This window comes from Methylosinus sp. KRF6 (assembly GCF_018887255.1).
Taxonomy (GTDB): domain Bacteria; phylum Pseudomonadota; class Alphaproteobacteria; order Rhizobiales; family Beijerinckiaceae; genus Methylosinus; species Methylosinus sporium.
Genome location: NZ_JAHLJF010000001.1, coordinates 2,480,624 through 2,506,239 on the forward strand (window position 1 = coordinate 2,480,624; position 25,616 = coordinate 2,506,239).

At 66.0% G+C, this 25,616-nt stretch carries 24 protein-coding genes; 14 read left to right on the forward strand and 10 right to left on the reverse strand.

What is annotated here, in order from left to right:
- Window positions 1-290 precede the first annotated feature (290 nt).
- The gene (locus KP010_RS11970; protein WP_142863135.1) at window positions 291-647 is read left to right on the forward strand and encodes a hypothetical protein; all 357 of its coding nucleotides are present in this window, start codon (window positions 291-293) and stop codon (window positions 645-647) included.
- Between the two features lie 6 nt (window positions 648-653).
- On the opposite strand, the gene alr is transcribed toward KP010_RS11970, so the two are convergent.
- Both alr and KP010_RS11980 read right to left on the reverse strand, forming a co-directional pair.
- Window positions 654-1,799, reverse strand: coding sequence for an alanine racemase (alr, locus tag KP010_RS11975; RefSeq protein ID WP_185966503.1), 1,146 nt, complete (start codon window positions 1,797-1,799; stop codon window positions 654-656).
- 74 nt (window positions 1,800-1,873) lie between these two features.
- On the reverse strand, window positions 1,874-2,596 hold the full coding sequence (locus KP010_RS11980; RefSeq protein WP_108918102.1) for a response regulator transcription factor: 723 nt from the start codon (window positions 2,594-2,596) through the stop codon (window positions 1,874-1,876).
- 475 nt (window positions 2,597-3,071) lie between these two features.
- On the opposite strand from KP010_RS11980, the gene sdhC reads away from it, so the two are divergent.
- From sdhC to KP010_RS12010, 6 genes are all read left to right on the forward strand, one after another.
- On the forward strand, window positions 3,072-3,485 hold the full coding sequence (gene sdhC, locus KP010_RS11985) for a succinate dehydrogenase, cytochrome b556 subunit (RefSeq protein ID WP_142863134.1): 414 nt from the start codon (window positions 3,072-3,074) through the stop codon (window positions 3,483-3,485).
- A gap of 42 nt (window positions 3,486-3,527) precedes the next feature.
- A complete protein-coding gene (gene sdhD / locus KP010_RS11990; protein ID WP_216280911.1) occupies window positions 3,528-3,920 on the forward strand; it encodes a succinate dehydrogenase, hydrophobic membrane anchor protein in 393 nt (130 codons plus the stop codon).
- A gap of 74 nt (window positions 3,921-3,994) precedes the next feature.
- Window positions 3,995-5,824, forward strand: a complete 1,830-nt coding sequence (sdhA, locus tag KP010_RS11995; protein WP_142863132.1) for a succinate dehydrogenase flavoprotein subunit — start codon at window positions 3,995-3,997, stop codon at window positions 5,822-5,824.
- 53 nt (window positions 5,825-5,877) lie between these two features.
- Window positions 5,878-6,663, forward strand: coding sequence for a succinate dehydrogenase iron-sulfur subunit (locus KP010_RS12000; RefSeq protein WP_142863131.1), 786 nt, complete (start codon window positions 5,878-5,880; stop codon window positions 6,661-6,663).
- A gap of 121 nt (window positions 6,664-6,784) precedes the next feature.
- The gene (locus tag KP010_RS12005; protein WP_142863152.1) at window positions 6,785-7,141 is read left to right on the forward strand and encodes a hypothetical protein; all 357 of its coding nucleotides are present in this window, start codon (window positions 6,785-6,787) and stop codon (window positions 7,139-7,141) included.
- A gap of 159 nt (window positions 7,142-7,300) precedes the next feature.
- On the forward strand, window positions 7,301-8,335 hold the full coding sequence (locus KP010_RS12010; protein ID WP_216280912.1) for an aspartate-semialdehyde dehydrogenase: 1,035 nt from the start codon (window positions 7,301-7,303) through the stop codon (window positions 8,333-8,335).
- Here the strand turns inward: KP010_RS12010 and KP010_RS12015 are convergent.
- Window positions 8,310-10,052: a SulP family inorganic anion transporter gene (locus tag KP010_RS12015; RefSeq protein ID WP_246659859.1), complete on the reverse strand. Its 1,743-nt coding sequence runs from the start codon at window positions 10,050-10,052 to the stop codon at window positions 8,310-8,312. The genes KP010_RS12010 and KP010_RS12015 overlap by 26 nt on opposite strands.
- Window positions 10,053-10,190: 138 nt before the next feature.
- Here KP010_RS12015 and KP010_RS12020 point away from each other — a divergent pair, with 138 nt between their 5' ends.
- Together KP010_RS12020 and KP010_RS12025 are read left to right on the forward strand one after the other, a co-directional pair.
- A complete protein-coding gene (locus KP010_RS12020; protein ID WP_166141988.1) occupies window positions 10,191-10,484 on the forward strand; it encodes a hypothetical protein in 294 nt (97 codons plus the stop codon).
- A gap of 10 nt (window positions 10,485-10,494) precedes the next feature.
- On the forward strand, window positions 10,495-11,178 hold the full coding sequence (locus KP010_RS12025; protein ID WP_185966502.1) for a nucleotidyl transferase AbiEii/AbiGii toxin family protein: 684 nt from the start codon (window positions 10,495-10,497) through the stop codon (window positions 11,176-11,178).
- A gap of 46 nt (window positions 11,179-11,224) precedes the next feature.
- On the opposite strand, the gene KP010_RS12030 is transcribed toward KP010_RS12025, so the two are convergent.
- From KP010_RS12030 to KP010_RS12045, 4 genes are all read right to left on the reverse strand, one after another.
- Window positions 11,225-13,504, reverse strand: a complete 2,280-nt coding sequence (locus KP010_RS12030; protein WP_142863128.1) for a TonB-dependent receptor domain-containing protein — start codon at window positions 13,502-13,504, stop codon at window positions 11,225-11,227.
- A 74-nt stretch (window positions 13,505-13,578) separates the two neighbouring features.
- Window positions 13,579-13,986, reverse strand: a complete 408-nt coding sequence (locus KP010_RS12035; RefSeq protein WP_142863127.1) for a hypothetical protein — start codon at window positions 13,984-13,986, stop codon at window positions 13,579-13,581.
- 142 nt (window positions 13,987-14,128) lie between these two features.
- Window positions 14,129-15,019 carry an alpha/beta fold hydrolase gene (locus tag KP010_RS12040; protein WP_216280913.1) on the reverse strand — a complete coding sequence of 297 codons (891 nt, stop codon included), beginning with the start codon at window positions 15,017-15,019 and terminating at the stop codon, window positions 14,129-14,131.
- A complete protein-coding gene (locus KP010_RS12045; protein ID WP_246659858.1) occupies window positions 15,016-15,390 on the reverse strand; it encodes a copper uptake system-associated protein in 375 nt (124 codons plus the stop codon). Before KP010_RS12045 ends, KP010_RS12040 begins: the two co-directional genes overlap by 4 nt.
- Window positions 15,391-15,665: 275 nt before the next feature.
- Between KP010_RS12045 and KP010_RS12050 the strand changes: the two genes are divergently transcribed.
- From KP010_RS12050 to phbB, 3 genes are all read left to right on the forward strand, one after another.
- Window positions 15,666-16,199: a TetR/AcrR family transcriptional regulator gene (locus tag KP010_RS12050; protein ID WP_142863124.1), complete on the forward strand. Its 534-nt coding sequence runs from the start codon at window positions 15,666-15,668 to the stop codon at window positions 16,197-16,199.
- Between the two features lie 111 nt (window positions 16,200-16,310).
- Entirely contained in the window at window positions 16,311-17,486 is a 1,176-nt protein-coding gene (locus KP010_RS12055) for an acetyl-CoA C-acetyltransferase (protein WP_166141998.1), read from the forward strand.
- A 70-nt stretch (window positions 17,487-17,556) separates the two neighbouring features.
- Window positions 17,557-18,282, forward strand: a complete 726-nt coding sequence (phbB, locus tag KP010_RS12060; protein WP_216280914.1) for an acetoacetyl-CoA reductase — start codon at window positions 17,557-17,559, stop codon at window positions 18,280-18,282.
- A 101-nt stretch (window positions 18,283-18,383) separates the two neighbouring features.
- On the opposite strand, the gene KP010_RS12065 is transcribed toward phbB, so the two are convergent.
- The 3 genes from KP010_RS12065 to KP010_RS12075 form a co-directional block, all read right to left on the reverse strand.
- Window positions 18,384-20,504 (reverse strand): PAS domain S-box protein, encoded by a 2,121-nt coding sequence (locus KP010_RS12065; RefSeq protein WP_246659857.1) that lies wholly within the window; start codon window positions 20,502-20,504, stop codon window positions 18,384-18,386.
- Between the two features lie 191 nt (window positions 20,505-20,695).
- Window positions 20,696-22,762 (reverse strand): elongation factor G, encoded by a 2,067-nt coding sequence (locus KP010_RS12070; protein WP_216280915.1) that lies wholly within the window; start codon window positions 22,760-22,762, stop codon window positions 20,696-20,698.
- A gap of 134 nt (window positions 22,763-22,896) precedes the next feature.
- Window positions 22,897-23,979: a DUF2332 domain-containing protein gene (locus KP010_RS12075; protein ID WP_142863120.1), complete on the reverse strand. Its 1,083-nt coding sequence runs from the start codon at window positions 23,977-23,979 to the stop codon at window positions 22,897-22,899.
- A gap of 100 nt (window positions 23,980-24,079) precedes the next feature.
- Between KP010_RS12075 and rph the strand changes: the two genes are divergently transcribed.
- Window positions 24,080-24,793 carry a ribonuclease PH gene (rph, locus tag KP010_RS12080; RefSeq protein ID WP_142863119.1) on the forward strand — a complete coding sequence of 238 codons (714 nt, stop codon included), beginning with the start codon at window positions 24,080-24,082 and terminating at the stop codon, window positions 24,791-24,793.
- On the forward strand, window positions 24,790-25,416 hold the full coding sequence (rdgB, locus tag KP010_RS12085) for an RdgB/HAM1 family non-canonical purine NTP pyrophosphatase (RefSeq protein ID WP_142863118.1): 627 nt from the start codon (window positions 24,790-24,792) through the stop codon (window positions 25,414-25,416). The genes rph and rdgB overlap by 4 nt, the downstream gene beginning before the upstream one ends.
- Window positions 25,417-25,616: the final 200 nt, after the last annotated feature.

Consider the following 25,616-nt stretch of genomic DNA (forward strand, 5'->3'; position numbering starts at 1 on the left):
TCGCGGCGGCGAGGATGCGGCGCAGCCGGCGCGCGGCGAAGGCGCCGTTCGCCAGGCGACCGAGAACGCGGCCAAATCGGGAAAGCGGCGTAAAAGAGGTTATTGGGGGCGAGGCGGCGGATCCGCGAGCGGCGGGGCGCGCCATGAGCCGAGAAGTCGGGCCATCTCGGCCGCGGATTACGGGCTGATCCGGCGTAGCGCTCTGGAGCTGCTGTGCGCCGAGCTGCTCGATTCTCCGAAGACGCATCTCGACTATGTTCAGCGCGCTCTATCGGGAGCTTTGTCGAAAGATGCTGGGGCGCGATAAGATCGCTCGCGCGGCCAGGGAACTCGCCGAGCATCTGCAGATCATCGAGAACATCAAGTCTCTGCAGGAAGCGCAGAAGCAGCTCGCGGATGCGATCGGTGCGCTGGACCAGCGGCTGCGGCTTCTGGAGGTCGAGTTGAAGGTGATCCGAGCCGATGTGCGCGTCGATGCGCTGCGCGAGACTCAGAATATTGTCAATTCCGTCCAAGGCGGCCTCAATCAGAGAATCGAGGATTTGGCCATCAAGGTCGCGTTGATGGAAAAAGGCGCTTCCGCTCCGCGAATCGAGGCGCATCCGTCGCTGCCGCTCGCAAACAATGCGCCCAAGGAGGCGGACTAGAGTCCTCTACCCGCCGATATAGACCCGCTCATAGCGTCGCCCGAGCCGGGTCAAAATCTCATAGCCGATCGTGCCGCAGCGCAGCGCCAGCTCGTCGACGCCGATCGTCTCGCCCAGCAGTTCCGCCGTCTGGCCGCGATAGACCGCGCCCTCGGGGACGTCGGTCACGTCCAGCATGACGAAATCCATCGACACGCGGCCGACGATCGGGCAGCGCCGTCCGGCGACGATCGCCTCGGGAGCTGGGCGGCCTGGACCGGCGACGGCGGCCGGAAAACCGTCGCCATAGCCGAGGCCGAGCGTCGCCAGCCGTGTCGGCCGCGCCGCCGTCCACACGCCGTCATAGCCGACGCTCTCGCCGGCCTCGATCCAGCGCGTCGCCAGAATCGGCGCCTCGAGCCGGGCGACGCTCAGCATCGGATTGGGCGCGGAGGGCGTCGGATTGCCGCCATAGAGGGCGTAGCCGGGACGCAGCACATCATAATGCGGCTGCTGCGCCAGAAAAATCCCGGATGAGTTGCAGAGCGAGGCCGGCGCGCCGGGGAAGGCGCGCCGCGCCTCCTCGAAAGCGGCGATCTGCCGCGCGTTGCGCGGGTCGTCCGTCCATTGGGCGCAGACGAAATGGCTCATCGTCAGCGTGAGGTCCACATCCTGCGCCGCTATGGCTGCGGCCTCGGCGTCGCGCAGCGCGAGTCCCAGCCGATTCATGCCGGTGTCGAATTGCAGCGCCGCGGGCAGACGGCGGCCGATGGAGCGGCCGAAAGCCCCCCATTCGCGGATTTCCTCGAGCGAGGCCAGAACCGGGCGCAGCCGCGCGGCGGCCAGAGCGCGGGCGCCGCCGCGCGGCAGGCCCTCGAGCACATAGACGATGGCGCGCGGCGCGACGGCGCGAATGCGCTCGCCTTCCCCGGCGGCGGCGACGAAAAATGTGCGGCAGCCGGCGACGGCCAGCGCCCGCACGGAAGCCTCGGCGCCGAGGCCATAGGCGTCGGCCTTGACCACGGCGGCGCATTCGCTCGCGCTGGCGCGCGCGGCGAGGCGTCGCCAATTGGCGACGAGGGCGGTGAGATCAATGGTGAGAATCGCCCCCGCGCGCGCCTCGGCGGGGGCGGTCTCGTTCAGGGGCGCTCGGGCCGATCGGTCGAATCTCATGACATATTATTCTAGCGCCGGAGCATGGCGTTCGCATGGCTATTCGAATGCGCAATGCTCCGGCGTCATTAATTTCACCGGCGGGTCGCGGCCGCTCCCGGCTCCGCCAGCGCCCGCGGGGCCGGCGTTCCCATGCGGGCGGCCGGATCGACGGGCGGTCGCGGCGCCCCGAGGCGAACGGCCGGATCGGGCCGCGGCGCGCCGAGCGAGATACGTACGAGATCGGCGACGCTCTTCACGCGCATCTTGGTCATGATGTGGGAGCGATGCGTCTCGACCGTGCGGGCGCTGATGCCGAGCTCATGGGCGATGACCTTGTTGAGCTTGCCCTCGACGAGTCCGGCGAGCACGTCGTTCTCGCGATTGGTGAGCGTCGCGAGCCGGCCGGGCGTGGTCCGCGTGCGGCCGCGATAGGCGCGATGATCCACGCGGCGGGTCAGCGCCTGCTGCACGGAGGCGAGGAGCTTGGCCTCGTTGACGGGCAATTCGAGCAGATCGAACGCCCCTTCCTTCATCACTTGGATCGCGCCCCGCACATTGGCCTGAGCGGTAATGACGATGATCGGCAATTCGATCCGCCGCGCCTTGGCGTCTCTCAATAATTCGATCCCGATCATCTCGGGCATGTCGACATAGATGATGACGCAGCCGCGGCTGTCGGTTTCGACGGCTTCGAAGAAGCGTCCCGCGTCCTCATGCAGGCGAAGGTGATAATCCGCCCTGTCCAGCGCGCTCGTCAAAGACGAACGAATGATCGGGTCGATGTTCAAGATATGGATGGTTTCACTGTAATTCATAGATCGCTCGCGAGATGAGTTGACGAAAAAGTCATTCGACGAGACCAGCATATTCCCGCCGCCGACAAAATGATCGGCGGTCCGACGTTACGACGAAATCGACGCTTGCTGCGAGAACCGACGCGACAAGGACGCAAAAGACACAGACGGACCTCGACGCTCACGCTACTCGACGCGTTCGCCGCCGGTGGAGAAAAAGCCGGCTGCGAACGACGATGCGCCGGCTGGTCCCGGGCAACGTCGGCGAGCGCATGTTAACAGATCGTATCGCTCGCGCCACGATTTTCGACTCGAAACCTACGCATCGACGCTTCGATTGCGCAGGGCGTCTCTGCGCGTTACTTAAGTCTCGCGTCCTTTCGCCGCGCCGCCGCCGCCCCGCGCAGCGCTGTCTACCGAGGCTCGGAACGCTGGTTGCGGCCGCGACGCGATTGAATTATCAGTCGAGCCGAGCCTCGAGCGGAGAAAAAATATCATGGCCGACGCCGATCCCATGAGCGAGAGCCTCGCCGCCGCGCGGCCGCTCTCCCCGCATCTATCGGTCTATAAGCTGATCTTCACCATGATGATGTCGATCGCGCATCGCATCACCGGGGCGGCGCTCTATGCGGGCGCGCTGCTGCTCGCCGTCTATCTTTTGGGGCTCGCGCTCGGGCCGTCCGCCTTCGGCGCCGTATCCTGGATCGTCGATTCTTTCGTCGGGCGGCTGTTCATGCTGCTGTTCAGCTGGGCGCTGTTTCATCATCTTCTCGGCGGCGTGCGCCATGCGATATGGGACCGTGGGCTCTATCTCGATCGCGACGGGCGCGAGCTGCTCGCCAAAGCGACATTGGGCGGCGGATTGGTTTTGACCGCGCTTTTGTGGATCGCATCCTCGCTCTTGGGCTGAGGGCGCTCGGGCCGTCTCGTATAGGGTCAATGGAGAAGCAATATGTCGCGCTCGACGTTCCAGAGCGGCCGCAGCGGCAAGGGAGACGCCTTCGTCTCCGATCGCGCAGGCTCGCTTCATGCGCTGGCCATGCGTCACAGCGCCAGAGCGCTGGCGCCGCTGGCGCTGCTCTCGATCTGGCATCTCGTCGGATTGGTCGGCAAATCCTATGAGGCCGCGCGCGCCGAGATCGGACGGCTGCTGCCGGCCATCGCGCTGATCGGCTTCATCGTCGTCGTCGCCTATCATGCGCGGCTCGGCATGGAGAACATCATCGAGGACTATGTCCACGACAAATCGCTCAAGACGACGGCGCTCATCGTCAACAAATGGACGGCGATCGCGATCGCCGCGGTCTGGACGCTCGCCATCATGATCATCGCCGCGCCGCGCTAGAGTCTTTCCGTGTTTCTTTGAGACATGGAAAGACTCTAAAAGAGGCAAGGGCGCTCTTTCGACGAGGATTTGGAATGGCTGGGAACGGCAAGACGACGGTGAATATCGGGGGCAGGGCCTATCCGATCGTCGATCATACATTCGACGTCGTCGTCGTCGGCGCCGGCGGCGCGGGACTGCGCGCCGTCGTCGGCTGCGCCAAGGCGGGGCTGAAAGCCGCTTGCATCACAAAAGTGTTTCCCACACGTTCGCACACTGTGGCGGCGCAGGGCGGCGTCGCCGCGGCGCTGGCCAATATGGGGCCGGACGATTGGAAATGGCACATGTACGACACCGTCAAGGGCTCCGACTGGCTCGGAGACCAGGACGCGATCGAATATCTCTGCCGCAACGCTCCGCAAGCCGTCTACGAGCTCGAGCATTGGGGCGTGCCCTTCTCGCGCACCGAGGATGGACGCATCTATCAGCGGCCCTTTGGCGGCATGACGACGGATTACGGAAGAGGCCCGCCGGCGCAACGCACTTGCGCGGCCGCCGACCGCACCGGCCATGCGATGCTGCATACGCTCTACGGCCAGGCGCTGCGTCACGACACGGAGTTCTTCGTCGAATATTTCGCCATCGACCTCATCGTCGATGCGGAGGGCGCCGTGCGCGGCGTCGTCTGCCTCAAGCTCGACGACGGCACGATCCATCGTTTCCGCGCCGCGCTCACCGTGCTGGCGACAGGCGGCTATGGCCGCGCCTATCTCTCCGCGACGTCTGCGCATACATGCACGGGCGACGGCGGCGGCATGGCGCTGCGCGCCGGACTGCCGCTGCAGGATATGGAATTCGTGCAATTCCATCCGACCGGCATTTATGGCGCGGGCTGCCTCATCACCGAGGGCGCGCGCGGCGAGGGCGGATATCTCACCAATAGCGAGGGCGAGCGCTTCATGGAGCGCTATGCGCCGTCGGTGAAAGATCTCGCGCCGCGCGACATGGTCTCGCGCGCTATGACAGTGGAGATTCGCGAGGGCCGCGGCGTCGGCAAATTGAACGATCACATCCATCTGCATCTCGAGCATTTGGATCCTGCGATCCTGCATGAGCGCCTGCCGGGCATTTCCGAGAGCGCGAAGATTTTCGCCGGCGTCGATGTGACGCGCGAGCCCATTCCGGTGCTGCCGACCGTGCATTACAACATGGGCGGCATACCGACGAATTTTCACGGCGAGGTGCTGCGCCGCATCGGCGACAATCCTGATGTCGTCGTGCCGGGCCTGATGGCGATCGGCGAGGCGGCTTGCGTCTCCGTGCATGGCGCCAATCGCCTCGGCTCCAATTCGCTGGTCGATCTCGTCGTCTTCGGCCGCGCCGCCGGCCAGCGCGCCGCCGAGCTGGTGAAGCCCGGCCAGATACAGCCGGAGCTGCCCGCCGATTCCGCCGAGCTCGCTCTGTCGCGTCTCGACGCGCGTCGCTTCGCCTCCGGCTCGATCGCGACCGCCGATCTGCGGCTCGAGATGCAGCGCGTGATGCAGTCGCATTGCGCGGTCTATCGCGCCGGCGAGGTGCTGGAGGAAGGATCGCAGGCGATCCATGCGGTGTGGAAGAAGAGCGACGACGTCAAGGTCACGGACCGCTCGCTGATCTGGAACTCCGATCTCGTCGAGACGCTGGAATATGACAACCTCATCGTACAGGCGGTGGTGACGATGGATTCGGCGAAGAACCGCACCGAATCCCGCGGCGCTCACGCCCGCGAGGATTTTCCCGACCGCGACGACGCCGATTGGATGAAGCACACACTCTCGACGATCGACGAGGCGGGAAAGAGCGTCGCGATCGATTATCGCCCAGTGCACAGCTACACGCTGTCCAATGAGGTCGCTTATATCGAGCCGAAGGCGCGGGTGTATTGAGGGGCGGCGCGGGCGTCGGCTTCGAAGCGGCATAGAACGCGAGTGGACAAATCATGGTCGAATTCGTCCTTCCCAAATCCTCCCGTCCCGTCGAGGGCAAGGTCTGGCCGCGGCCCGAGGGCGCGAGCCGGCTCAAGGAATTCCGCATCTATCGCTTCGATCCGGACGAGGCGTCGAACCCGCGCATCGATACTTATTACGTCGATCTCGACGATTGCGGGCCGATGGTTCTCGACGCGATCATCTGGATCAAGAACAAGATCGATCCGACGCTGACCTTCCGCCGCTCCTGCCGCGAGGGCATTTGCGGCTCCTGCGCGATGAATATCGACGGGCTCAACACGCTCGCCTGCACCAAGGGCATGGACGAGATCGAGGGGGCGATAAAGCTCTATCCGCTGCCGCATATGCCGGTGGTGAAGGATCTCGTGCCCGATCTCGCCGATTTCTACGCCCAGCACGCGGCCATCGAGCCCTGGTTGCAGACGGTGACGCCGGAGCCTCAGAAGGAATGGCTGCAGGCGCCGGATGATCGCCGCAAGCTCGACGGGCTCTATGAGTGCATTCTCTGCGCCTGCTGCTCCACATCCTGCCCGAGCTATTGGTGGAATCGGGATCGCTTCCTGGGCCCGGCGGCGCTGCTGCAGGCCTATCGCTGGGTGGTGGACAGTCGCGACGAGTCGACAGCCGAGCGCGTCGCCTATATCGACGACACCTTCCGCCTCTATCGCTGCCACACGATTCTGAACTGCTCCAACGCCTGCCCCAAGAGCCTGCTGCCCGGCACGGCCATCGCCGAGCTCAAAAATCTGGCGATCGCGCAGACGACGGGCGAGTGAAGCGGGGCCGGCGCCGCAATGGCGCCCCGATCGCCGCGCAATCTCGCCCGTGGAATCGCCGGAACTTGTCTTTTTTCCGGCGTGGGAGCATTTTGGAGCTGATGCTCGAGGAGTAGCCGCCATGCGATCGCGCCCGCTTCTTCTGGTCGCCGCTATTTTCGCCTTTTCGTCCGCGCTGCCGCTGTCCGCGGGGGCGGAGGACGCGCTCGACCCCAGCCGGCTAGACACGTCCGCCGCTGGAGCCGTCAAGGCGAATCCGAAGAAAAACAAACAGCAGCAGACGGCCGGTCAGCCGGCTGCGCCCGGCAAGCCGCCGGCCAAGGTCGAGAACCGCCAATTCGGCGAGCTCGAGGGCTGGTCGCCGGGCAAATCTCCGCCCAAGAAGAAAGACAAAGAGGACGATACGCCGCGTTTCGGCGGCCGTGCGCCGGTGAGCATGGGCAATAACGGCAATATGTCGGTCGGCATGCCTTTCTGAGCCCGTCGGCCTCGGCGCGTTCGCCGTGGCCATGCTGTGAGATCGATGCGAAGCCGCTCCGTGGCCCAGTCGGCCTGCGGGGTCGCTTCGCTATTCTCGTCCATACCCTCGACAAAAGGCGCGCCCGTCGCCATAAGCGGGCAAAAGGAGTTCCATCCCATGGGTTACAAGGTCGCCGTCGCGGGCGCCACGGGCAATGTGGGCCGCGAGATGCTCGACATTCTGGCGGAGCGCCGCTTTCCGGTCTCGGAAGTCGTCGCGCTGGCTTCGTCCCGCTCCATCGGGACGGAAGTGTCGTTCGGCGACAAGATTCTCAAATGCCGCCATCTCGACACGTATGACTTTTCCGACACGGACATCTGCTTGATGTCGGCCGGCGGCGACGTCGCGCGCGAATGGGCGCCGCGCATCGGCGCCAAGGGCTGCGTCGTCATCGACAATAGCTCCGCCTGGCGCATGGACCCGGATGTTCCGCTGGTGGTGCCGGAGGTCAACGCCGACGCCGCGGCCGGCTTCACGAAAAAGCACATCATCGCCAATCCCAATTGCTCCACCGCGCAGCTGGTCGTGGCGCTGAAGCCGCTGCATGACGCCGCCAAGATCAAGCGCGTCGTCGTCTCGACCTATCAATCCGTGTCGGGCGCCGGCAAGGAGGGCATGGACGAGCTGTTCTCGCAGACGCGCTCCGTCTTCGTCTCCGATCCGATGGAATCGAAGAAATTCCCCAAGCGCATCGCCTTCAACCTCATTCCGCAGATCGACGTCTTCATGGAAGACGGCTTCACCAAGGAAGAGTGGAAGATGGTCGTGGAGACGAAGAAGATTTTGGATCCCAAGATCAAGCTCGTCGCCACTTGCGTGCGCGTGCCGGTGTTCATCGGCCATAGCGAGGCGATCAATATCGAGTTCGAGAATCCGCTGTCGCCGGACGCGGCGCGCGACATTCTGCGCGAGGCGCCCGGCGTGCTCGTCATCGACAAGCACGAGCCTGGAGGATATATCACGCCGCACGAAGCGGCGGGCGAGGACGCGACCTATATTTCGCGCATTCGCGACGATCCGACCGTCGAGAACGGCCTCGTTCTGTGGTGCGTCTCCGACAATCTGCGCAAGGGCGCGGCGCTGAACGCGGTGCAGATCGCCGAAGTGCTGGCGAATAGAAAGCTCATCACGCCGAAGCAGAGGGCGGCTTGAAGGCGCGGCTCCTGCGCGCGACGAGCGTGGGAGCCTCGATCTTCGAGGCGACGGCGTCCGGCGCGAGCGCACGCGTCGCCTCGTCGACGCTGCGGAACAAGCGCCCTTCGCCGAGCGTTTTCATCACGCCGAAGCGCGTCAGCGCCTCATGCGCGCGTACCGATTCGAGCCGCGCTATGGCGAAATCCGCGCCCGCAGCGCGGCAATCCTCGATCGCCTGCCGCAATATGCGCGCCGCCGTATAATCGATCTCGACGATATTGCTCGCCTCCAGCACGACGAGCTTCGGCTTTTCCTCTATCGCCTCGCGCAAATCGCTCTGGAAACCATAGGCGTTGAGGAAAGACAGCGGCGCCTGAAAGGCCGCCACCAGCACGCCCTCGAGGCGCTCGCCATAAGGCTCGGCGCCGCTGGATGCGCAAGGCCACCACACCGAGCTTCCCGGCAGGCGCGCGAATGTGATGAGGCGCGAGCGCGTCGTCGTCCAGACCCCATGCAGCAGCGACGCCAGAATGGAGAGCGACACGCCATTCTGCACGGGCAGCGCGACGACGGCCGCCATGGTCAGCGCGACCAGCGCGAACTCGCCTCGCGTCTTGGAATAAACGTCGCGCATCACATGCAGGCGGAAAATGCGCGCGGCGATGAACATCAGCACGCCGGCGAGCGCGGCGTTGGGCACATGCTCGAGCAGCGCGGCGCCGAACAGCAGGAGCGCCGCAATGACCAGCGCCGCGACGATCGACGAGAGCTGCGAGCGCCCGCCCGTCGTCGAGACGATCGCCGTGCGCGGCGGCGAGGCGTCGACGGCGAAGGCGCCGACCAGCCCCGCCAGCAGACAGCCCGCGCCGACGCCGAGATAATCGCGATCGACATCCGGCGCGCGGCCCTCCTCATTGGGAAAGGAGCGCGAGGTCGCCGCCGTCTGCACCATGATCACCATGGCGATGATGATGGCGAGGCCGACGATATGCGGAATGTCGGCGGCCGCGATCTCGGGAAAGCGCGGATGCGGAAGCTCCGCCGAGACCGCGCCGAGCACCGCGACGCCACGCTCCTCGAGACGAAAATGCTGTACGGCGAAAGCGGCGCCGGCGAGCGCGATCAGCGCGGCTGGAAGCTTGGGGCTGATCTTCTCGCCGATGACGATGGTCGCGAGCGGGCCGAGGCCGAGGGCGATGGCCGCGGGATTGGCCTCGCGCCAATGCTTCGCCATTTCGGCGACGCGATAGAATTCGCTGCCTTCGACGCTCGGCAGGCCGACGAGCGCCGGCAGTTGCGAGATGAAGATGTGAATCGAGATGCCGGCGAGAAAGCCGGTCGTCACCGGAACGGAGAGGAGATCGGCGATCCAGCCGGCGCGCAGCAGAAAGCCGAGGATCAAAATGCCGCCGACCAAGAGAGCGAGAAAGGAGGCGAGCGCCATGAATTGCGGCGTGCCGCGCGTCGCCAGCAGCGCCAGAGCGCCTGCGAAGATCGGCGCGATCGTCGAATCCGCGCCGGAGGAGAGGAAGCGGTTGGAGCCGAAAGCCGCAAAGGAGAACGAGCCGGCGAGAAAAGCGAAAAAGCCGATCTGCGGCGGAAAGCCCGCGAGCCGGGCCGTCGCCATTTGCTCCGGTATGGCGATGGCCGCGAGCGTCAGCCCGGCCGCGACGTCATAGCGCAGCATGGCTTGCGACAGGGAGGGGAAGAATGACCAGGAGCGTTGCTGCGGCATGGGGCGTGATCCGAGGCGAGCCTGTCGCAAATCTAGGGCGTGACGCTCGGTCTGTCATGGCGCGGCCGTGTCCGGAATGCTGACATGGCTTCGTCGTGGTGCTAGCGTTTCGAACGTATGCCGAGAGGGTTTCCGAAAATGGGCGAACCTGCACGAAACGCGGCGACGCTTCGTCTGGCGGCAAAATATGTGTGGGGCACGCCGCCGGAGATCGTCGTCTCGAGCGGCTTGCGAGGCCTCGTCGTGAATGTGATGGAGCTCGGCGTCTGGGAGGACGCCAATGAGCTGCTCGAGCTGATCGGGCCGGAGCTATTCGTCGATGTGCTCGAATCGCCGCCTCCGGGCGCGATCTCCAGCCGATCGCTGGCGTTCTGGCATTATCGATTGGGCCGGCCGGGCGCGCCGCCGAAAGCGCGCAAGAGATTCGCGTGATGGAGCGCCAATGCTGACGCCTTTGCTCGACGCGCTGCCCGCGCCGCAACGTGGTCTCTGGCCACTGCTCGCGCGGATACCACGCCATTATGCGCTCTACGGCGGCACGGCGATCGCGCTTCGTCTCGGGCACCGCACGTCGGTCGATTTCGATTTTTTCTCGGATGTTCCGCTGGACGACGGCGCCAAGAGCGCGCTCCTCGACGTTTTGCATGGTCTCGGTCGCGTTTCCGTGCTGCAAAACGACAAGAATACATTGACCGTGAGCGTTTCACGGGACGACGAGCCCGTAAAGCTGTCTTTCTTCGGAGGGATGTCGAACGGCCGTGTGGGCGAGCCCGAAAAGACCGCCGACGATGTTCTATGCGTCGCGTCTCTCGACGATCTGCTCGCCCATAAGCTGAAAGTGATTCACGACCGCGCCGAGGGAAAGGACTATCAAGACATTGCCGCTATGCTGGCCGCCGGCCAGAGCCTCGCGCATGGCCTCGCCGCCGTCAAATCCTTGTTCGGTCCGGCGGTCCCCGCGATGATTACGTTGAAAGCTCTTTCCTATTTCGATGACGTGAATGAATCTTGGCGCGTGACGGAAGCGATCAAGGCGATGATCTCCTCGGCCATCGAGAAGCTTCCCGCGCAATGGGGAGATGCGCCGATCGTGTCGCACGCGCTCGGTTGCGCTCGCGCCGATTAGAGAGACGCGCGAAGCGATCCAGCTGGATCGCTTCGCGCATCGAGACTCAAAACGCCCATTTCATTCCGGCGTAGACCGCGCGGCCATAGCCCGGATAAAAGGCCGCCGGATTCGACGCGCGCGCGTCGATGATCGTCGTCACATCGCTGATGTAATGGCGATCGGCGAGATTGCGCGCATCGATATAGAAGGTGAGCCCATAGGGCAGCTTCATGCCCGCCTGAACGCCGAGCAGCACATAGCCGGGCGTCTGCAGCGTGTGCATGTAATCGACGTAAGAACCTTCTGGAACCCAATCGATTGACGGCGCGACATAGAGCCCGTCGGGCCGGCTGTAGGAGAGCGTCGTGCGCAGCACATGGCGCGGAACGCCGGCCAGCGGATTGTTTCCATAATTGGCGTCGCCGACGAAGCGGAAGTCGCTCCATGTCCAGACTTGGCTCAGCTTCAGCACATCATCGGGCGCGGTGATGTCGCGCCAAAGATCGACGCTGGCGGCGAGCTCGACGCCCTGATGCATGGTGCGCTTGGCGTTGAAGGTCGTCGCCGGCACACCGGCGCCGGGATTGGTGCTGAACTTCAGCAATTCGTCCTGCAGCTCGGTGTGATAATAGGTCACATCCCAGGAGAAGCGATCCCATTTGCCGCGCGACCCGATCTCGCCGGTCCAGGCCTTTTGCGAGGCGAGCGGCGTGAAGGAGGCGCCCGGCGTCGGCGGAAAGAAGCCCTGCGTCAGATCGACGAAATCGGGAACGTCGCGGCTGCCGGTCATATCGGCGAAGAATTGAATCTCCGGCGTCGGCTGGAACATCAGCCCGACCTTGGGGACGATGCCGCGATAGTTCTTCTCCGTGTGATTGGCGAGCGGCTCATAGGAAATGCCGCCGAGCACGGAATAGCGGCGATCGTCGCTGAAGATTTTCGCGCCGAACATCAGAGCGAGCTGCGGGGCGATATAGAAGCGATCCTCGAAATAGGCCTCGAGATTGAGCGCCGCCATGCGATTGTTGCGGATCTGAGCGCTCAGCCCCGGATTGATGAAGGTTCCGCAAAAGCCGAAGCAGGAGCCCGCGGCGCCGAATTGCGCGAGGCCGTTGAAGGAATAGGGCGGGAAGGAAAAAGCCGCATTGGCGAAATTGGCCGGTATCGCGCCATAGGGATTGAGCTTCGCGCCATTGTAATTGGAATACCAATTATCGGTGGAGCCGCCGCCCCACACGCGCCCGCCCACTGTCAGCTCGTTCCTATGGCCGGCGATCTCGAATTTCGTCGTCAGCTTCGGCGCGAAGCCCCAGCTCTCGCCTTCCTGCTCGATGACGACGAAGATCGGATGATAGAGGTAACTGTGGATGAACCAGCTGTCGACGTCGATGCGGCCTATGTCCGTTTCGAATGTCGTCTTGTTGGAGATGCGCTGGTTGCGGACATTGCGCGCCTGATCGGCGCCGAAGCCATCCGAGCCGAAGCCGGCGATATAGGGCAGCGTCGCGAGCGTCGGATTGCTGCGCGCATTATTGAGCGTCAGCGTGCCGGGCAATTGCTGATTTGTGTCATAGACGCCGAAGTAGAAGCGCGTCTCGATATTGTCGGAGAAGCGATAGCCGATATTGCCGTTGATCTGCACATAGTCGGATTGCGAATGGGTGCGGAACCCGTCCGAATGCGAGAAGGTTCCGTTGACGAGGAAATCGAAGTCGCCGATGACGCGCGACACCTGCGCTTGTCCGCGAATGGAGCCGAAGCTGCCGCCGTCGATCGCGAGCATGTTGGGAGCGAGCGCGGTGCGCGCGGTGGGCGAGACGAAATTGATCGCGCCGCCCAATGTCGAGGAGCCGAAGGAGAGCGCGTTGCCGCCCTTATAGACCTCGATCGAGCGGAAATATTTGGGGTCGATCTCGTAGAAATCGCCGCCGCCGTCGGCATAGTTCATCGGTATGCCGTCCTGCAGCAGCTCGAAGCCGCGCAGATGATAATCGCGCGTGAGATTGGAGCCGCGCATGGAAAGGCGCAGCTCTTGCCCGTAGCGCGTGTCGACGAAGACGCCGGGAACATCCTTCAAGGCATCGCGCAAATCGGCGATATGGCGCGTCTGCATGTCCGGCGAGGCGGCGTCGACGAAAGCGACGGAGCCGACAGTCTGCTCGATGCGGCGCTTTTGTTCCGCGACCGAGGGAGCAGTGAGCGAGCCCGCCTGCGGCGCCGCATTGGCGGAGCGCGCATCGGAGCCGATGTCGATCGGCGGCAGCGCCGATTGCGCAAAGGCTGCGGGAGCCGCGAGAAGAAGCGCGCCGGCGGCGACGCCGCGCGAAAGAAGGCTGCGATACATAGAGTTTCTCCTGAGACGGCGTCGCGCCGTTCGAAGCGAAGTCGGAACGCGGCTTTCGCCGCATGGCGTTGCTGTCAGGAGAAAAGTGGCGGCGCGCGTGACGACCAGGATGTCGTCCAGCCGATCGGCGCAGGTCTTGGGCGATCTGCGGTCGCGCGGATCGGCGTCGCATGCGCGTCGGCGCCCAGAGCCGTGACGATGAAGGAGCCGATGACGGCGACGCCGTCGCGCAGGCTCCATTCGCAGAGCAGGCAGCAATGCGAATGCGCGCCTTCGCCGGCGGGCGCCTGGCGATGGTCCTGCGTCGCGCAATCGGGCGCGGCGAGCGCGATTTCGGCTCGCGCATTCGTCGCGAGAGCGAAAGGCGCCGCGGCGAACTGCAATTGCAGCAGCAGCGGAAGAACGGCGAGGATCGTGGCGAGCGCGTGCGAGCGGCGCGCCGCTCCTCGGCCTGCTTCGATCATCCGCTTCGCCTCGTTCATTCGGCTCTCGCGCCGCGCGAACCGTCGCTCGGTTCCGCTTTCGTTTTCTTGGTAATTGACCAATAGTCGCGAGGCAAGCCGAAGCGACGGCCTGCGCTGCTCGCTACGGAGATTTTCGAGGGTTGTGACCTCGAGGACACAGTCAGGCGCGTCCGAGGCGAAGGCCGGCGGCGAAGGATTCGATCGCCGCGGCGACGACGTCCGGCCGATCGACGGCGACGAAATGGCGGGCCTCGCGCAAGAGCAGGACGGAGGCTTTCGGCGCTTTGGCGAGAAGGTCGGCGTAAAAGGCCGATATCTCTTCTTCGCTGCGGCCGGCGAGGTAGGAATCGGTCGCCGCCAGTGCGAGCAGAGGCGCGTCGAGCCGCGCGAGCTCGGGCCGTAGATCGGCCGACAGCATCTCGACGACATAAGCGGCGGTCGCGGCGGGATCGCTGCGTGCGGCGCGCTCGGCGAAACGCTCGGCCTGTCGCGAATCGTTCATACGCGCGGCGAGAAAGCCGCGCAGCGTCTCTCGAAAGCGGACAGGATCGCCGGCGCCGGCGGAAAATTGCGCGGCGAGGCGCTGCGCTGTGCCTGCGCGCTCCTCGGCCGTCGCGCCGGCGAGGGCGGGGAAGACCGGATAGCCGTCCAGAGTGACAATTCCACCGAACAGCTCGGGATGCGCCGCTGTGGTCTTCAGCGCGATGAAGGCGCCGAGGCTATGGCCGACGAGGAGCGGCCGCTTCAGAGCGGCCACATAGGCCGCGATATCGGCGCAAATGCGCGGGATCATCGGCGCCTCGATCGGCGCGCGGCCGTCGAAGCCGGGCAACGTCAGAGCGTGAATCGAAAAGCGCGGGGAAAGTCGGCGGGCGATCTCCTCCAGCGCCCAAGCGCCGCAGGCGAGGCCTGGGATCAGCACAAGAGGCTCGCCGGCCCCGCTCTGCTCTATAGAGAGAACGCCGAATTGCGTCGCGGCGCCGGCGAGAGCGGGCGCCGCGACGAGAAGGCTCGTTCCGGCGAGCAGCGCGCGTCGGCTGAGCGTGGTCATGGAATCGGGCGATGATGCGGGTCGAGCGGCGTATGGCCGCCGGCGGCGTCCACGGCGACCACGCCGTCGAATCGCGACATGCGCTCGAGCAGGGCGGGGGAGAGCCGGCGCTCGGCCGTCGCCAGCGAGGCGGCGAGCGCCTCGGCGCGGGGCCGCGCGAGGCCGAGCTTTTCGAGCGAGGCGCTCTGCTTCAACGCGTCGCCGGCGCAGAGCGAAATCTCCCATTTGCCGTCTTTGCGGCGCAGCAGCGCGCGGCCGCCTTGCTCGCCCTGCGCCCAATCGGCGATGGCGATGTCGCCGTCGACGACGATCGGCTCCACGGCGAGCGGCGAGTCGGGACGGTCGAAGGTCTGCATGAGGAGATGTTTCACGGCGGCTTCGTCATCGCCGGCCGCCGCGACGGCGACGTTCGCGCCGAGGAGGAGAGAAAAAAGCGCCGCGCCGCATCTGGCTCTTCGAAAAAAACGCATCTCGCCCCCCATTTCGATCGTCGGAAATTATTGGTAAGTTACCAACTCGGGTTTGGCAAGCGTCCCATGACGAAAGCTCGTCCCCATGCGAAAGGAATGGCGAGGGCGCGCCGCCGCATTGCCCAGACGAGCAGGTTTTTGGTAGGGAGCCGGCATCGAGCTCGGAAAGATCGGCAGTGACGGCGGAAATCAGCGTCAGACAGCGGATATTGAACGCCGCGCTCGATATCGTCGAAAAAGACGGCGTCGAGGCGCTGACCCAGCCGCGCGTCGCCAAGGCCGCGGGCGTGCGGCAGTCGCATCTCACTTATTATTTCCCGCGCAAGGCCGATCTCTTCGTCGCTCTGCTGCAGGCCTCGCATGATCGCGCCGAGCGCGCGGGCGCCGCCACGGAGGCCGACGAGCTGTTCGACACGCTGCGCAATCTCATGCTCGGACGCGGGCGGATGCGCTTCTTTCTCGCCATCGTTCTGGGCGCGAGCGAGGAGGATGAGCTGCGGCCGATCCTCGCCGCCCATGCGCAGGGGTTGACGCGCCGCGTCGCCGCCTATTTCGGGCGAGAGGCGGACGATCCTGCGGCGGCCGGCTTCGTCGATCGGCTGCGTGGCTTCGGCCTGCGGGCGCTGCTCGAGCCCGGCCTCGCGGAGATCGAGACGGGTGAATTGGAGCGGCTCGCCGCCGAATTCGGCCTCCGCCGCCCGAAGAATTGACGCGCCGCGTCAACGATGCGCGCGTCCGGCGCTTGACGAGCCGCGACTCAAAATGCTCAACGTGCGCGAGCGGCGTCCGCCGGCGCCGGCCCGACCAATCAGGAGAACGATATGACGACGGAGATCGTGATCGTTTCCGCGGCGCGCACTGCTGTGGGATCGTTCAACGGAGCTTTCGGTTCAACGCCCGCCCATGAATTGGGCGCGGTCGCTGTCAAGGCCGCTATCGAGCGCGCCAAATTGGAGGCCGCCGACGTCGACGAGGTGATCCTGGGTCAGGTCCTCGGCGCGGCGCAGGGACAGAACCCCGCGCGTCAGGCCGCCATCAAGGCGGGCGTGCCGCAGGACAAGACCGCTTTCGGCATCAATCAGGTGTGCGGCTCCGGCCTGCGCGCGGTGGCGCTCGCCGCTCAGCAGATTCAGTCTGGCGACGCGAGCATCGTCGTCGCCGGCGGCCAGGAGTCCATGTCGCTGTCGCAGCACTCGGCGCACATGCGCGCCGGCACCAAGATGGGCGATGTGAAGTTCGTCGACACGATGATCGTCGACGGCCTCACCGACGCCTTCAACAATTACCACATGGGCATCACGGCGGAGAATGTCGCGGCCAAGTGGCAGATCAGCCGCGCCGAGCAGGACGCTTTCGCCGTCGCCTCGCAGAACAAGGCCGAGGCGGCGCAGAAGGCCGGCAAGTTCAAGGACGAGATCGTTCCCTTCACCGTCTCCTCCCGCAAGGGCGATGTGATCGTCGATCAGGACGAATACATCAAGCATGGCGTGACGCTCGAGGGCGTCGCCAAGCTGAAGCCGGCTTTCACTAAGGACGGCACGGTGACGGCGGCCAACGCCTCCGGCCTCAATGACGGCGCGGCGGCGCTCGTCATCATGACGGCGGCGGAAGCGGCCAAGCGCGGCCTCACGCCGCTCGCCCGCATCGCCTCCTGGGCGACCGCCGGCGTCGACCCGTCGATCATGGGCTCCGGCCCGATCCCGGCCTCGCGCAAGGCGCTGGAGAAGGCGGGCTGGAAGATCTCCGACCTCGATCTCGTCGAGGCCAATGAGGCTTTCGCCGCGCAGGCTCTGGCGGTGAACAAGGACCTCGGCTGGGATCCGGCGATCGTCAACGTCAATGGCGGCGCCATCGCCATCGGCCATCCGATCGGCGCCTCGGGCGCGCGCATTCTGACGACGCTGCTCTATGAGCTCGGACGCCGCGGCGGCAAGCGCGGCCTCGCCACGCTCTGCATCGGCGGCGGCATGGGCGTCGCCCTGACGATCGAGCGCTAAATATAAAAGGACCGCGCGCCTCTGAAGGCTCGCGGTCCGATTCTTTGAAAATTCGATGAAGGAGGACGAGGTGGGCAGAACAGCGGTTGTGACGGGCGGCACGCGCGGCATCGGCGAGGCGATTTCCAAGGCGTTGAAGGCCGCCGGCTATAATGTCGCCGCGACCTACGCCGGCAATGACGAGGCGGCGAACAAGTTCAAGGCGGAGACCGGCATTCCGGTCTATAAGTTCGACGTGTCGGACTATGACGCCAGCGCCGCCGCCATTGCGCAGATCGAGAAGGATCTGGGCGCGGTCGATGTGCTCGTGAACAACGCCGGCATCACCAAGGATCGTCTGTTCCACAAGATGGAGCTGGCGCAATGGCGCGCGGTGATCGACACCAACCTCAACTCGCTGTTCAACGTCACGCGCCCGGTCATCAACGGCATGCGTGACCGCGGCTTCGGCCGCATCATCGTCATCTCGTCGATCAATGGCCAGAAGGGCCAGGCCGGCCAGACGAACTATTCCGCCTCCAAGGCCGGCGACATCGGCTTCGTCAAGGCGCTGGCGCAGGAGAGCGCTTCCAAGGGCGTCACCGTCAACGCCATCGCGCCCGGCTATATCGCCACGGAGATGGTGAAGGCCGTGCCGCAGGACGTGCTCGACAAGCACATCATCCCCTATATCGCCGTCGGCCGCCTCGGCGAGCCGGAGGAGATCGCGCGCGCCGTGGTGTTCCTGGCTTCGGACGACGCCGGCTTCATCACCGGCTCGACGCTGACCATCAATGGCGGCCAGTATCTGGCCTGACGCTCTTCGCGCTCGAGCGGCCCCGCTCGAGCGCGCTTCCTCTGTGAGCGCCGTCTCGCTGATCGCCGCGCGCCGCCTCGCTCCGCCTGCGGGCGAAAGAATCATACTACTTCGGCCGGCTCCTCCGACCTCTCGTCGGCGAGCGGCAGGGTGAAGCTCAGTCGCGCGCCGCCGCCGGGATTCTGCTCCGCCCACAACTTCCCGTAATGCGCTTCGACGATCGCGCGTGAGACGGGCAGGCCGACGCCGAGCCCGTGCATCTTGGTCGTGGTGAAGGGCTCGAACAGCTCATTCAGCAAATCGTCGGCGAGGCCGGCGCCCGTGTCGATGATGTCCGTGCGGATCATCCCGCCCTCGATGAGACGCGTCGAGATCACGAGCTCGCGCTTGTCGGCGCCCTGCATCGCTTCGAGCGCATTGCGCTTCAGATTGATCAGCGCCTGCCGAATCTGAGCGCGATCGACGATGACGGCGTCGTCCGCCGCGTCGAGATCGAGCGTCGTCGTCACCTTGACATTGCTGCGCGCCATGTCGGTGGAGGCGCAGGCGTCGCGGATGATGTCGTGCAGCCGCTGCTGCGTCTTGTCCGGCTCGGCGCGGGTGACGTAGCCGCGCAATTGGCTGATGATCTGCGCCGCGCGGGTCACTTGCGCGACGGCGCTGTCGAGAATGGGGTCGAGATCGCTCGCCGCCTCCGCGTTGCGGCGCAGCACGCGCCGGGCGGCGCTCAGATAGGTCGCGATGGCCGATAGCGGCTGATTGATTTCATGCGCGACATTCGCCGCCATCTGCGCCATCAGGTCGAGGCGATCGGAACGCAGCTTGCGCATTTGCGCCTCGGCGCGACGCCGGTCGGTGAGATCGCGCAGGAATAGCGCCAGCAGCCGCTCGCCGTCATGCGCCGCCTCGCTGACGGAGAGCTCCAGCGGAAACAGCGAGCCGTCCTTGCGGCGGCCGATACGCTCTGGCTCGGCCTCGGCGGGCGCCGCCCCTTCGGCGCCCAGCGTCGCGAAACGCGGGTCGTGGAGCGGCTCCGGGAACAGCATGTCGACCGATCGCCCGATCGCCTCCGCCGCCGCATAACCGAAGAGCCGCGTCGCCGCGGAGTTGACGGCGTGAATGACGCCGTCGCCGTCGATGATGACGATTGCGTCGCCCGCGCCTTCGACGATCGCGCGCAGGCGCGCCTCGCTCGCCCGTCGCTCCCGCTCGGCGCGCGATTTCTCGCTGAGATCGCTGATCATCGCCGCATAGCCGTAGAGATTGTCGGAATCGTCGCGCAGCGGGGCGATCAGCTCCTCGGCCGGGAAGATCGAGCCGTCCCGGCGCCGGCGCGGTTCTATTCGCTTGACGACGCCGCGCTCCGCGAGAGCGCTCAGTTCCTCTTGCGTGTCGGCCGAATGCAGGATCGATAGGCGGCGGCCCAGAATTTCGTCGCGGCTCCAGCCGGTGATGCGCTCGGCCGCCTCGCTCCAGGCGACGATGAGGCCTTGCCGGTCCAGCGAGAAGATCGCCGAGGACGGCGCGCCCTCAGCGAGCAGGCGAAAATGCTCCTCGCTCTGCCGCAGCGCCTTGCGCGCGCGCTCATAGTCGAGGCTCTTGATCGTCTCCCAGCGGCCGCCGCGGCGGATCAGCGCGAATTCGTGCCGGGCGATCACCTCGACGATTTCGGGAGCGCCGATCAGCCGCAGCGAATAGGCGCAGAGCGTTATCATGCGGAACGAGCCGTGCAAGTCTCCGAGCCCGCTCTCATAAGCCATGAAGAGCGGCCAGTGGGAGGGATCGAATTCGAAAGAGTTGCCGCAGGCGCGCAGCCCGTCGAAACCGTCGCGAAGCGCCGCATCATGGGCTTCTCGCCAATCGTTCAGCACACGATCGCAGTCTATTTTGCCGGTACGAAGATACCATTCGTCGCTCGATACTATGTCGATGCGGCCGCGAGCGATATCGGCCTCGAGATCGGGAACGAGCGTCGCCAGGCGCGCCTTTGCGGCGGCGACCGTCAATGGCGGCGCGGCGATCCACAAGCAGCGCTCATTGGCGGCGATGCCGGCCGCGAAATAGGGAGCGACGATGTCGAGAAGATCGTCGACGTCCTCGTAGAACTGGCAGAAATGCGTGCCCCACGGCAAATCTCCCGCGCCCTCTATGCCGGACGGGCGCGACAGCCGCTCGCTCCGCGACCGAAGAGTCACGAATTCCGTAGCGGTCTCAGCCTGCATGTATATTCATTCCAGTAGAGATCGCCGCCGTCTCCGGTTTGCAGGGCGCTAGCCCGCTCGCCTTCGATCCGCCAATCGGATGGGACCAAATGCGAGCATTGTCAAAATGGGACAATGCTTCATCGTCGCCTGTGCCGATCAAGAACCGCGCCACAAGGCGCCTGTCCCGGAGTGAAGCGGAGGAGCGCCTTTCAATGGCTCGCCGCGCTGCGGGCGGCGACCACCTCATGCGCCTGCCGCCCGACCATTTCGGTCAGATGATCGAAGCGGGCCTCGAAAAATCCGGCGCCCGAGGTGGCCGAGCGCAGCTCGACGATGAGATCGCCGATCTCCGCCTCCGGAATGAGCGCGTCGAGCGCGTCCCAGCCGTCCCATTCCGGGCGCGGCCCGAAGCCCAATATCTGCCCGCGCCGGGCCGAAACAATGCCGGTGGCGCGGGAGACCGCCTCGCTCGGCGCGAATATCGCCACGGCGAGCATGGGCTCGAGCAGCACCGGCTCCGCTCTGCCCAGCGCCTCGATCATGCCGAGGCGCGCCGCCGTGCGGAAGGCCATGTCGGAGGAATCGACGCTATGATAGGAGCCGTCGACCAGCACCGCCTCCACATCGACCACAGGGAAGCCGAGCGGCCCGCGCGCCAGCGCGTCCCGGCAGCCGGCTTCGACCGAGGAGAAGTATTGTTTTGGCACAGTGCCGCCATGGACGCGCTCGGCGAAAGCGAAGCCTTCGCCGCGCCTGCGGGGCGACACCTCCAGCACCACATCGCCGAACTGGCCATGGCCGCCCGACTGCTTCTTGTGGCGCCCGCGCACGCTCACCGCATGGCGGATCGTCTCCTTATAGCCGACAGCGGGCGCGTGCGTGGCGACGGTCACGCCATAGCGCGTGGCGAGCCGTTCCAGCGCGACGCGAATATGCATCTCCCCCTGGCCGAGCAGCTTCATCTCGCCGAGCGCCTGATCCTGAACGAAGACCAGCGACGGGTCCTCGTCGATGAGCTTGGCCAGCGCCGCGGCGAGACGCATCTCGTCCTTGCGGTCGCCGACCGAGAGCGCCAGCCCATAGACCGGACGCGTCGGCGCGAGCGGCGCCGGCGCCTGCGGGGCGCCGGCGCGGGCGTCCTGCACGGCTTCGCCGGCGGCGATCCCATCGAGCCGGCCGAAAGCCACGGTCTCGCCCGCTTCCGCTTTCGGCTGACGCATCGTCATCGCGCCGAGCAGCGAGGAGACGCCGCTGATCTTCTCCTCCGCGCCGGAGGAGCCGATCACCTGCTGTCCGTCCGAGAAGGCGCCGCGCAGCACGCGCGCCAGCGACAGCTTGCCGCCATGCGGCGTATGGATGGAGCGGAACACATGGGCGAGCGCGGGGCCGGCGTCCGCAATTCCGAGCCGCGCCCGCGTCGCGGCGACGCCGGGCGCCTCATGGCGCAGCGCTTTCAGCAGCCGCGTCACGCCGGCGCCGCGCTCCGCCGCGCCGATGAACACGGGCGCGACATGGCCGAAGCGAAGCTCTTTGGCGAGATCGTCGAAAATCTGGTCGCGCGGCGGCTCTATGTCGCTGAGCAATTCCTCCATCAGCGCATCGTCGTAATCGGCGAGACGCTCCAGCATGGAATAGCGCGCTTCCTTCTCCAGCACGGTTTCGCCATCGGGCATGGCGACGACCTGCGAGGGCCCGTGCTCGCGATAGACATAGGCCCGCTCCAGCGCGAGATCGATGAAGCCGACGGCGATGCCATTGTTCCACAGCGGGATCTGCCGCAACAGCAGCGGCGTGCGCGAGGCCGTCTGCAGCAGAGCGAGAGACTCTCGCAGATTGCCGGCGGCGGCGTCGATCTTGTTGAGGAACAGAAAATGCGGAACGCGCGCCTCCTCCACCGCGCGCAGCACGAGCTGCAAGGCCGGCAGCTTGCGCGGATCGGATTCGGCGACGACGATGGCGGCGTCGGCGACGGCGAGCGCACGGCGCTGCTCATCGGCGAATTCCACCGAGCCGGGACAATCGACGAAAGTGTAGCGGTCGCCGAGATAATCGGCTCGGCCGATATTGCATTCGACGCTCATCGCATGGGCGCGCGCTTCCGGCGACGCGTCGCCGACCGTCGCGCCGTCGCGCACGAAGCCCTGTCGTTGCACGGCGCCGCAACGCGCGAGCAGACATTCGAAGAGGCTGGTCTTGCCGCTCTGAAAAGGGCCGACCAGCGCGATCATGCGCGCGCCTTCGGCTCGCGCCGCGCCGGACGTTCTCGTTTCACTCATGTCCCGCTCCCGTTCCCGGCGCCGGCGAGTGGAAACCTTGTCGGCTCCGTCGAGGTCGATGCTCCCACCAGTTTGGCGCGCGCGCAAGTATGGAAAAGCGATGCGCCGCCGCATGGATGCGCGGGAGCCGCGAGCTATGCGAGCCGATGCGGAACGACGCCGCTCCACTCGGCCCAGCGCCCGTGAAAATCCGCGCGGCCGAGCGCAAGGCTCTCGCCGCCCGGCCAGAGCGTCAACGTGAGCGCGGCGGAGCGCGTGTCGCCGTCAGCCTCCATTTGCAGCCGTGCGAGCGGCGTCTCGCGGCTCGTTGTGGCGCCCGCCGCCTCGAGCGCGGCAGTGGCGCGGCGTTTGGTCTCGAGCGGCAAATATTGCCAGACGACCGTGTGATAGACGAAGCGCGCGACATTGCGCGTGGGTGGAGCCGCAAGCCGCGCCGCGAGCCAATCGCCGGCGTCGGCGCGCTCGACGCGCTCGGGCCGTGCGGCGGCGCAAGCGAGCGCGGTCTCCATGCGCGCGAGGCGCTCGCTCTGATCCGGCCAGACATAGGCGAGCAGTCGCGCGCGATGCTCGGCCTCGCCCGGATCGAGCGGATCGACGTCGCAGCCGGCGTGCGAGACGATCTGCAAAGGCGCGTCGAGCGACGGCGCCGCGCCGCGCCAATCGCAGGCGAGGCGAAGCGGCGCGGAAGGATCGCCGAAAGTGCCGACGCCAAGATCATAGGCATAACGATCGAAATGCAGATTGAGGCCGGCGCTGGCGCCGATCTCGAATGTCTCCAGCGGCAGGCCCGTCGCCGCGGCGACGATCAGCGCGCCCCCCAGAATGACGCTGGAGCGGCCCGTTTCATTGGTCTGCGGCGGACGATCGAGAAAGCCCGCGAGAAAATCGTCATGCGCCTCTATCGCGCGGGCGATCTCGCGCGCGAGCCGCGCTTCGTCGAGCGCATCGGGTGGGTAAGCGGCGGCCAACTCCGGCGCCTTTCCCGATCGCGCCAGAAAATGCAGCGCGCCGCAAGCGCGCAGCGCCAGCGCATCGGCCTTGGCGCGCGGACCCCAGGAAGAAATTCTGCGGCCGAAGGCGCTGCGCTCGTCGAGCCTGGCGGCGAGCGTCTCGCAGAGCGCGGCGGCGAATGGCGAGGCGAGATCGCGGCACGCCTTCGCTTGAAAATCAAAGGCGTCGGCGATCTCGTCGGGCAGGCGGGAGTGGCGTTTTGTCATCGCTCGAAGCTTTTTCTCGCAATTTCGGGACGGAGGCCGCCCGGCTTCCACTCGCGGCCGAACCGCGTTAGTAAGGCCGCTTCTCTAGCAAGGAGCCTTCATGCGGCCGAGCAAACGCGCGCCAGACGAAATGCGTCCCGTCAGCTTCGAACGGGGCGTCGCCCGCTACGCCGAGGGCTCGTGCCTCGTCAAATTCGGCAACACGCATATCCTATGCGCCGCGACGCTCGAGGACAAGCCGCCGCCGTGGCTGCGCGGGCAGGGGCGCGGCTGGGTGACGGCCGAATACGCCATGCTGCCGCGCGCCACCCATACGCGCACGCGCCGCGAGTCGAGCTCCGGCAAGCCGTCGGGCCGCACACAGGAGATACAGCGCCTCATCGGCCGCTCGCTGCGCGCCGTCACCAATCTGCCGGCGCTGGGCGAGCGTCAGATCGTCGTCGATTGCGACGTCATCCAGGCCGATGGCGGCACGCGCACGGCCTCCATCACCGGCGCCTGGCTGGCGCTGCATGACTGCTTCCAATGGATGCGCTCGCGTTCCATCATCAAGGACAATCCGCTGCGCGATCATGTCGCCGCCGTCTCCTGCGGCGTCTGCAATGGCGAAGCGGTCATCGATCTCGATTATGCGGAGGATTCGACCGCCGAGACCGACGCCAATTTCGTCATCACCGGCGCGGGCGGGCTCGTCGAGGTGCAGGCGACGGCGGAAGTCGCCGTTTTCTCCGAGGATAATCTCGGCTCCATGCTGACGCTGGCGCGCGGCGGCATCGACAAGCTGGTGCAATTGCAGAAGGCGGCGCTGGCGTGACGCGCAGAATCGAAGGTCGTCTCGTCATCGCGACGCATAATCCCGGCAAGCTCTGGGAGCTGCGCCAGCTGCTCGAGCCGCATGGCGTCGACGCCGTCTCCGCCGGCGAGCTCGGCGTGACGGAGCCCGAGGAGACGGAGACGAGCTTCTCCGGCAATGCGCTCTTGAAAGCGCGCGCCTCCTGCGCGGCGACCGGCCTGCCGGCCTTCGCCGACGACTCGGGTCTCTGCGTCGATGCGCTGGATGGCGCGCCGGGCGTCTATTCGGCGCGCTGGGGCGGCGATGATCGCGACTTCGCCGCCGCCATCCGCCGCGTCGAGCGCGAGCTGCAAGAGCGCGGCGCGGCGGCGCCGTTCACAGCGCATTTCATCTGCGCGCTCGCCATCGTCTGGCCGGATGGGCATGTGGAAGAGTTCGAGGGCCGCGTCGATGGCGTGCTGGTGTTTCCGCCGCGCGGCGAGAAGGGGTTCGGCTATGATCCGATCTTCCTGCCGGACGGGTTGGATCGCACTTTCGGCGAGATGATGTCGGCCGAAAAGCACGCGCTGCCGGGCGACGGCTCGCGCGCGCTCTCGCATCGCGCGCGCGCCTTTCAGGCTCTGGCGCGCGCCTGCCTCGCCTGACTCGCAAGCGAGTCGCCGGCGGCCGAGGATCGTGATCCGACCCTCCTCGAGAGTTGGGCCCAAGATTCGGTTCTCGGCGCGGAACCCTCCATCTTACTTTTGTCCCCCGGCGACAACGGCGTCGATGCGAGGCTCCGTCATATTTTTCAAAGACTCGATCGAAGCGGCGATGCCCTGGTTCGTGGCGAAGCTCTGCGAGG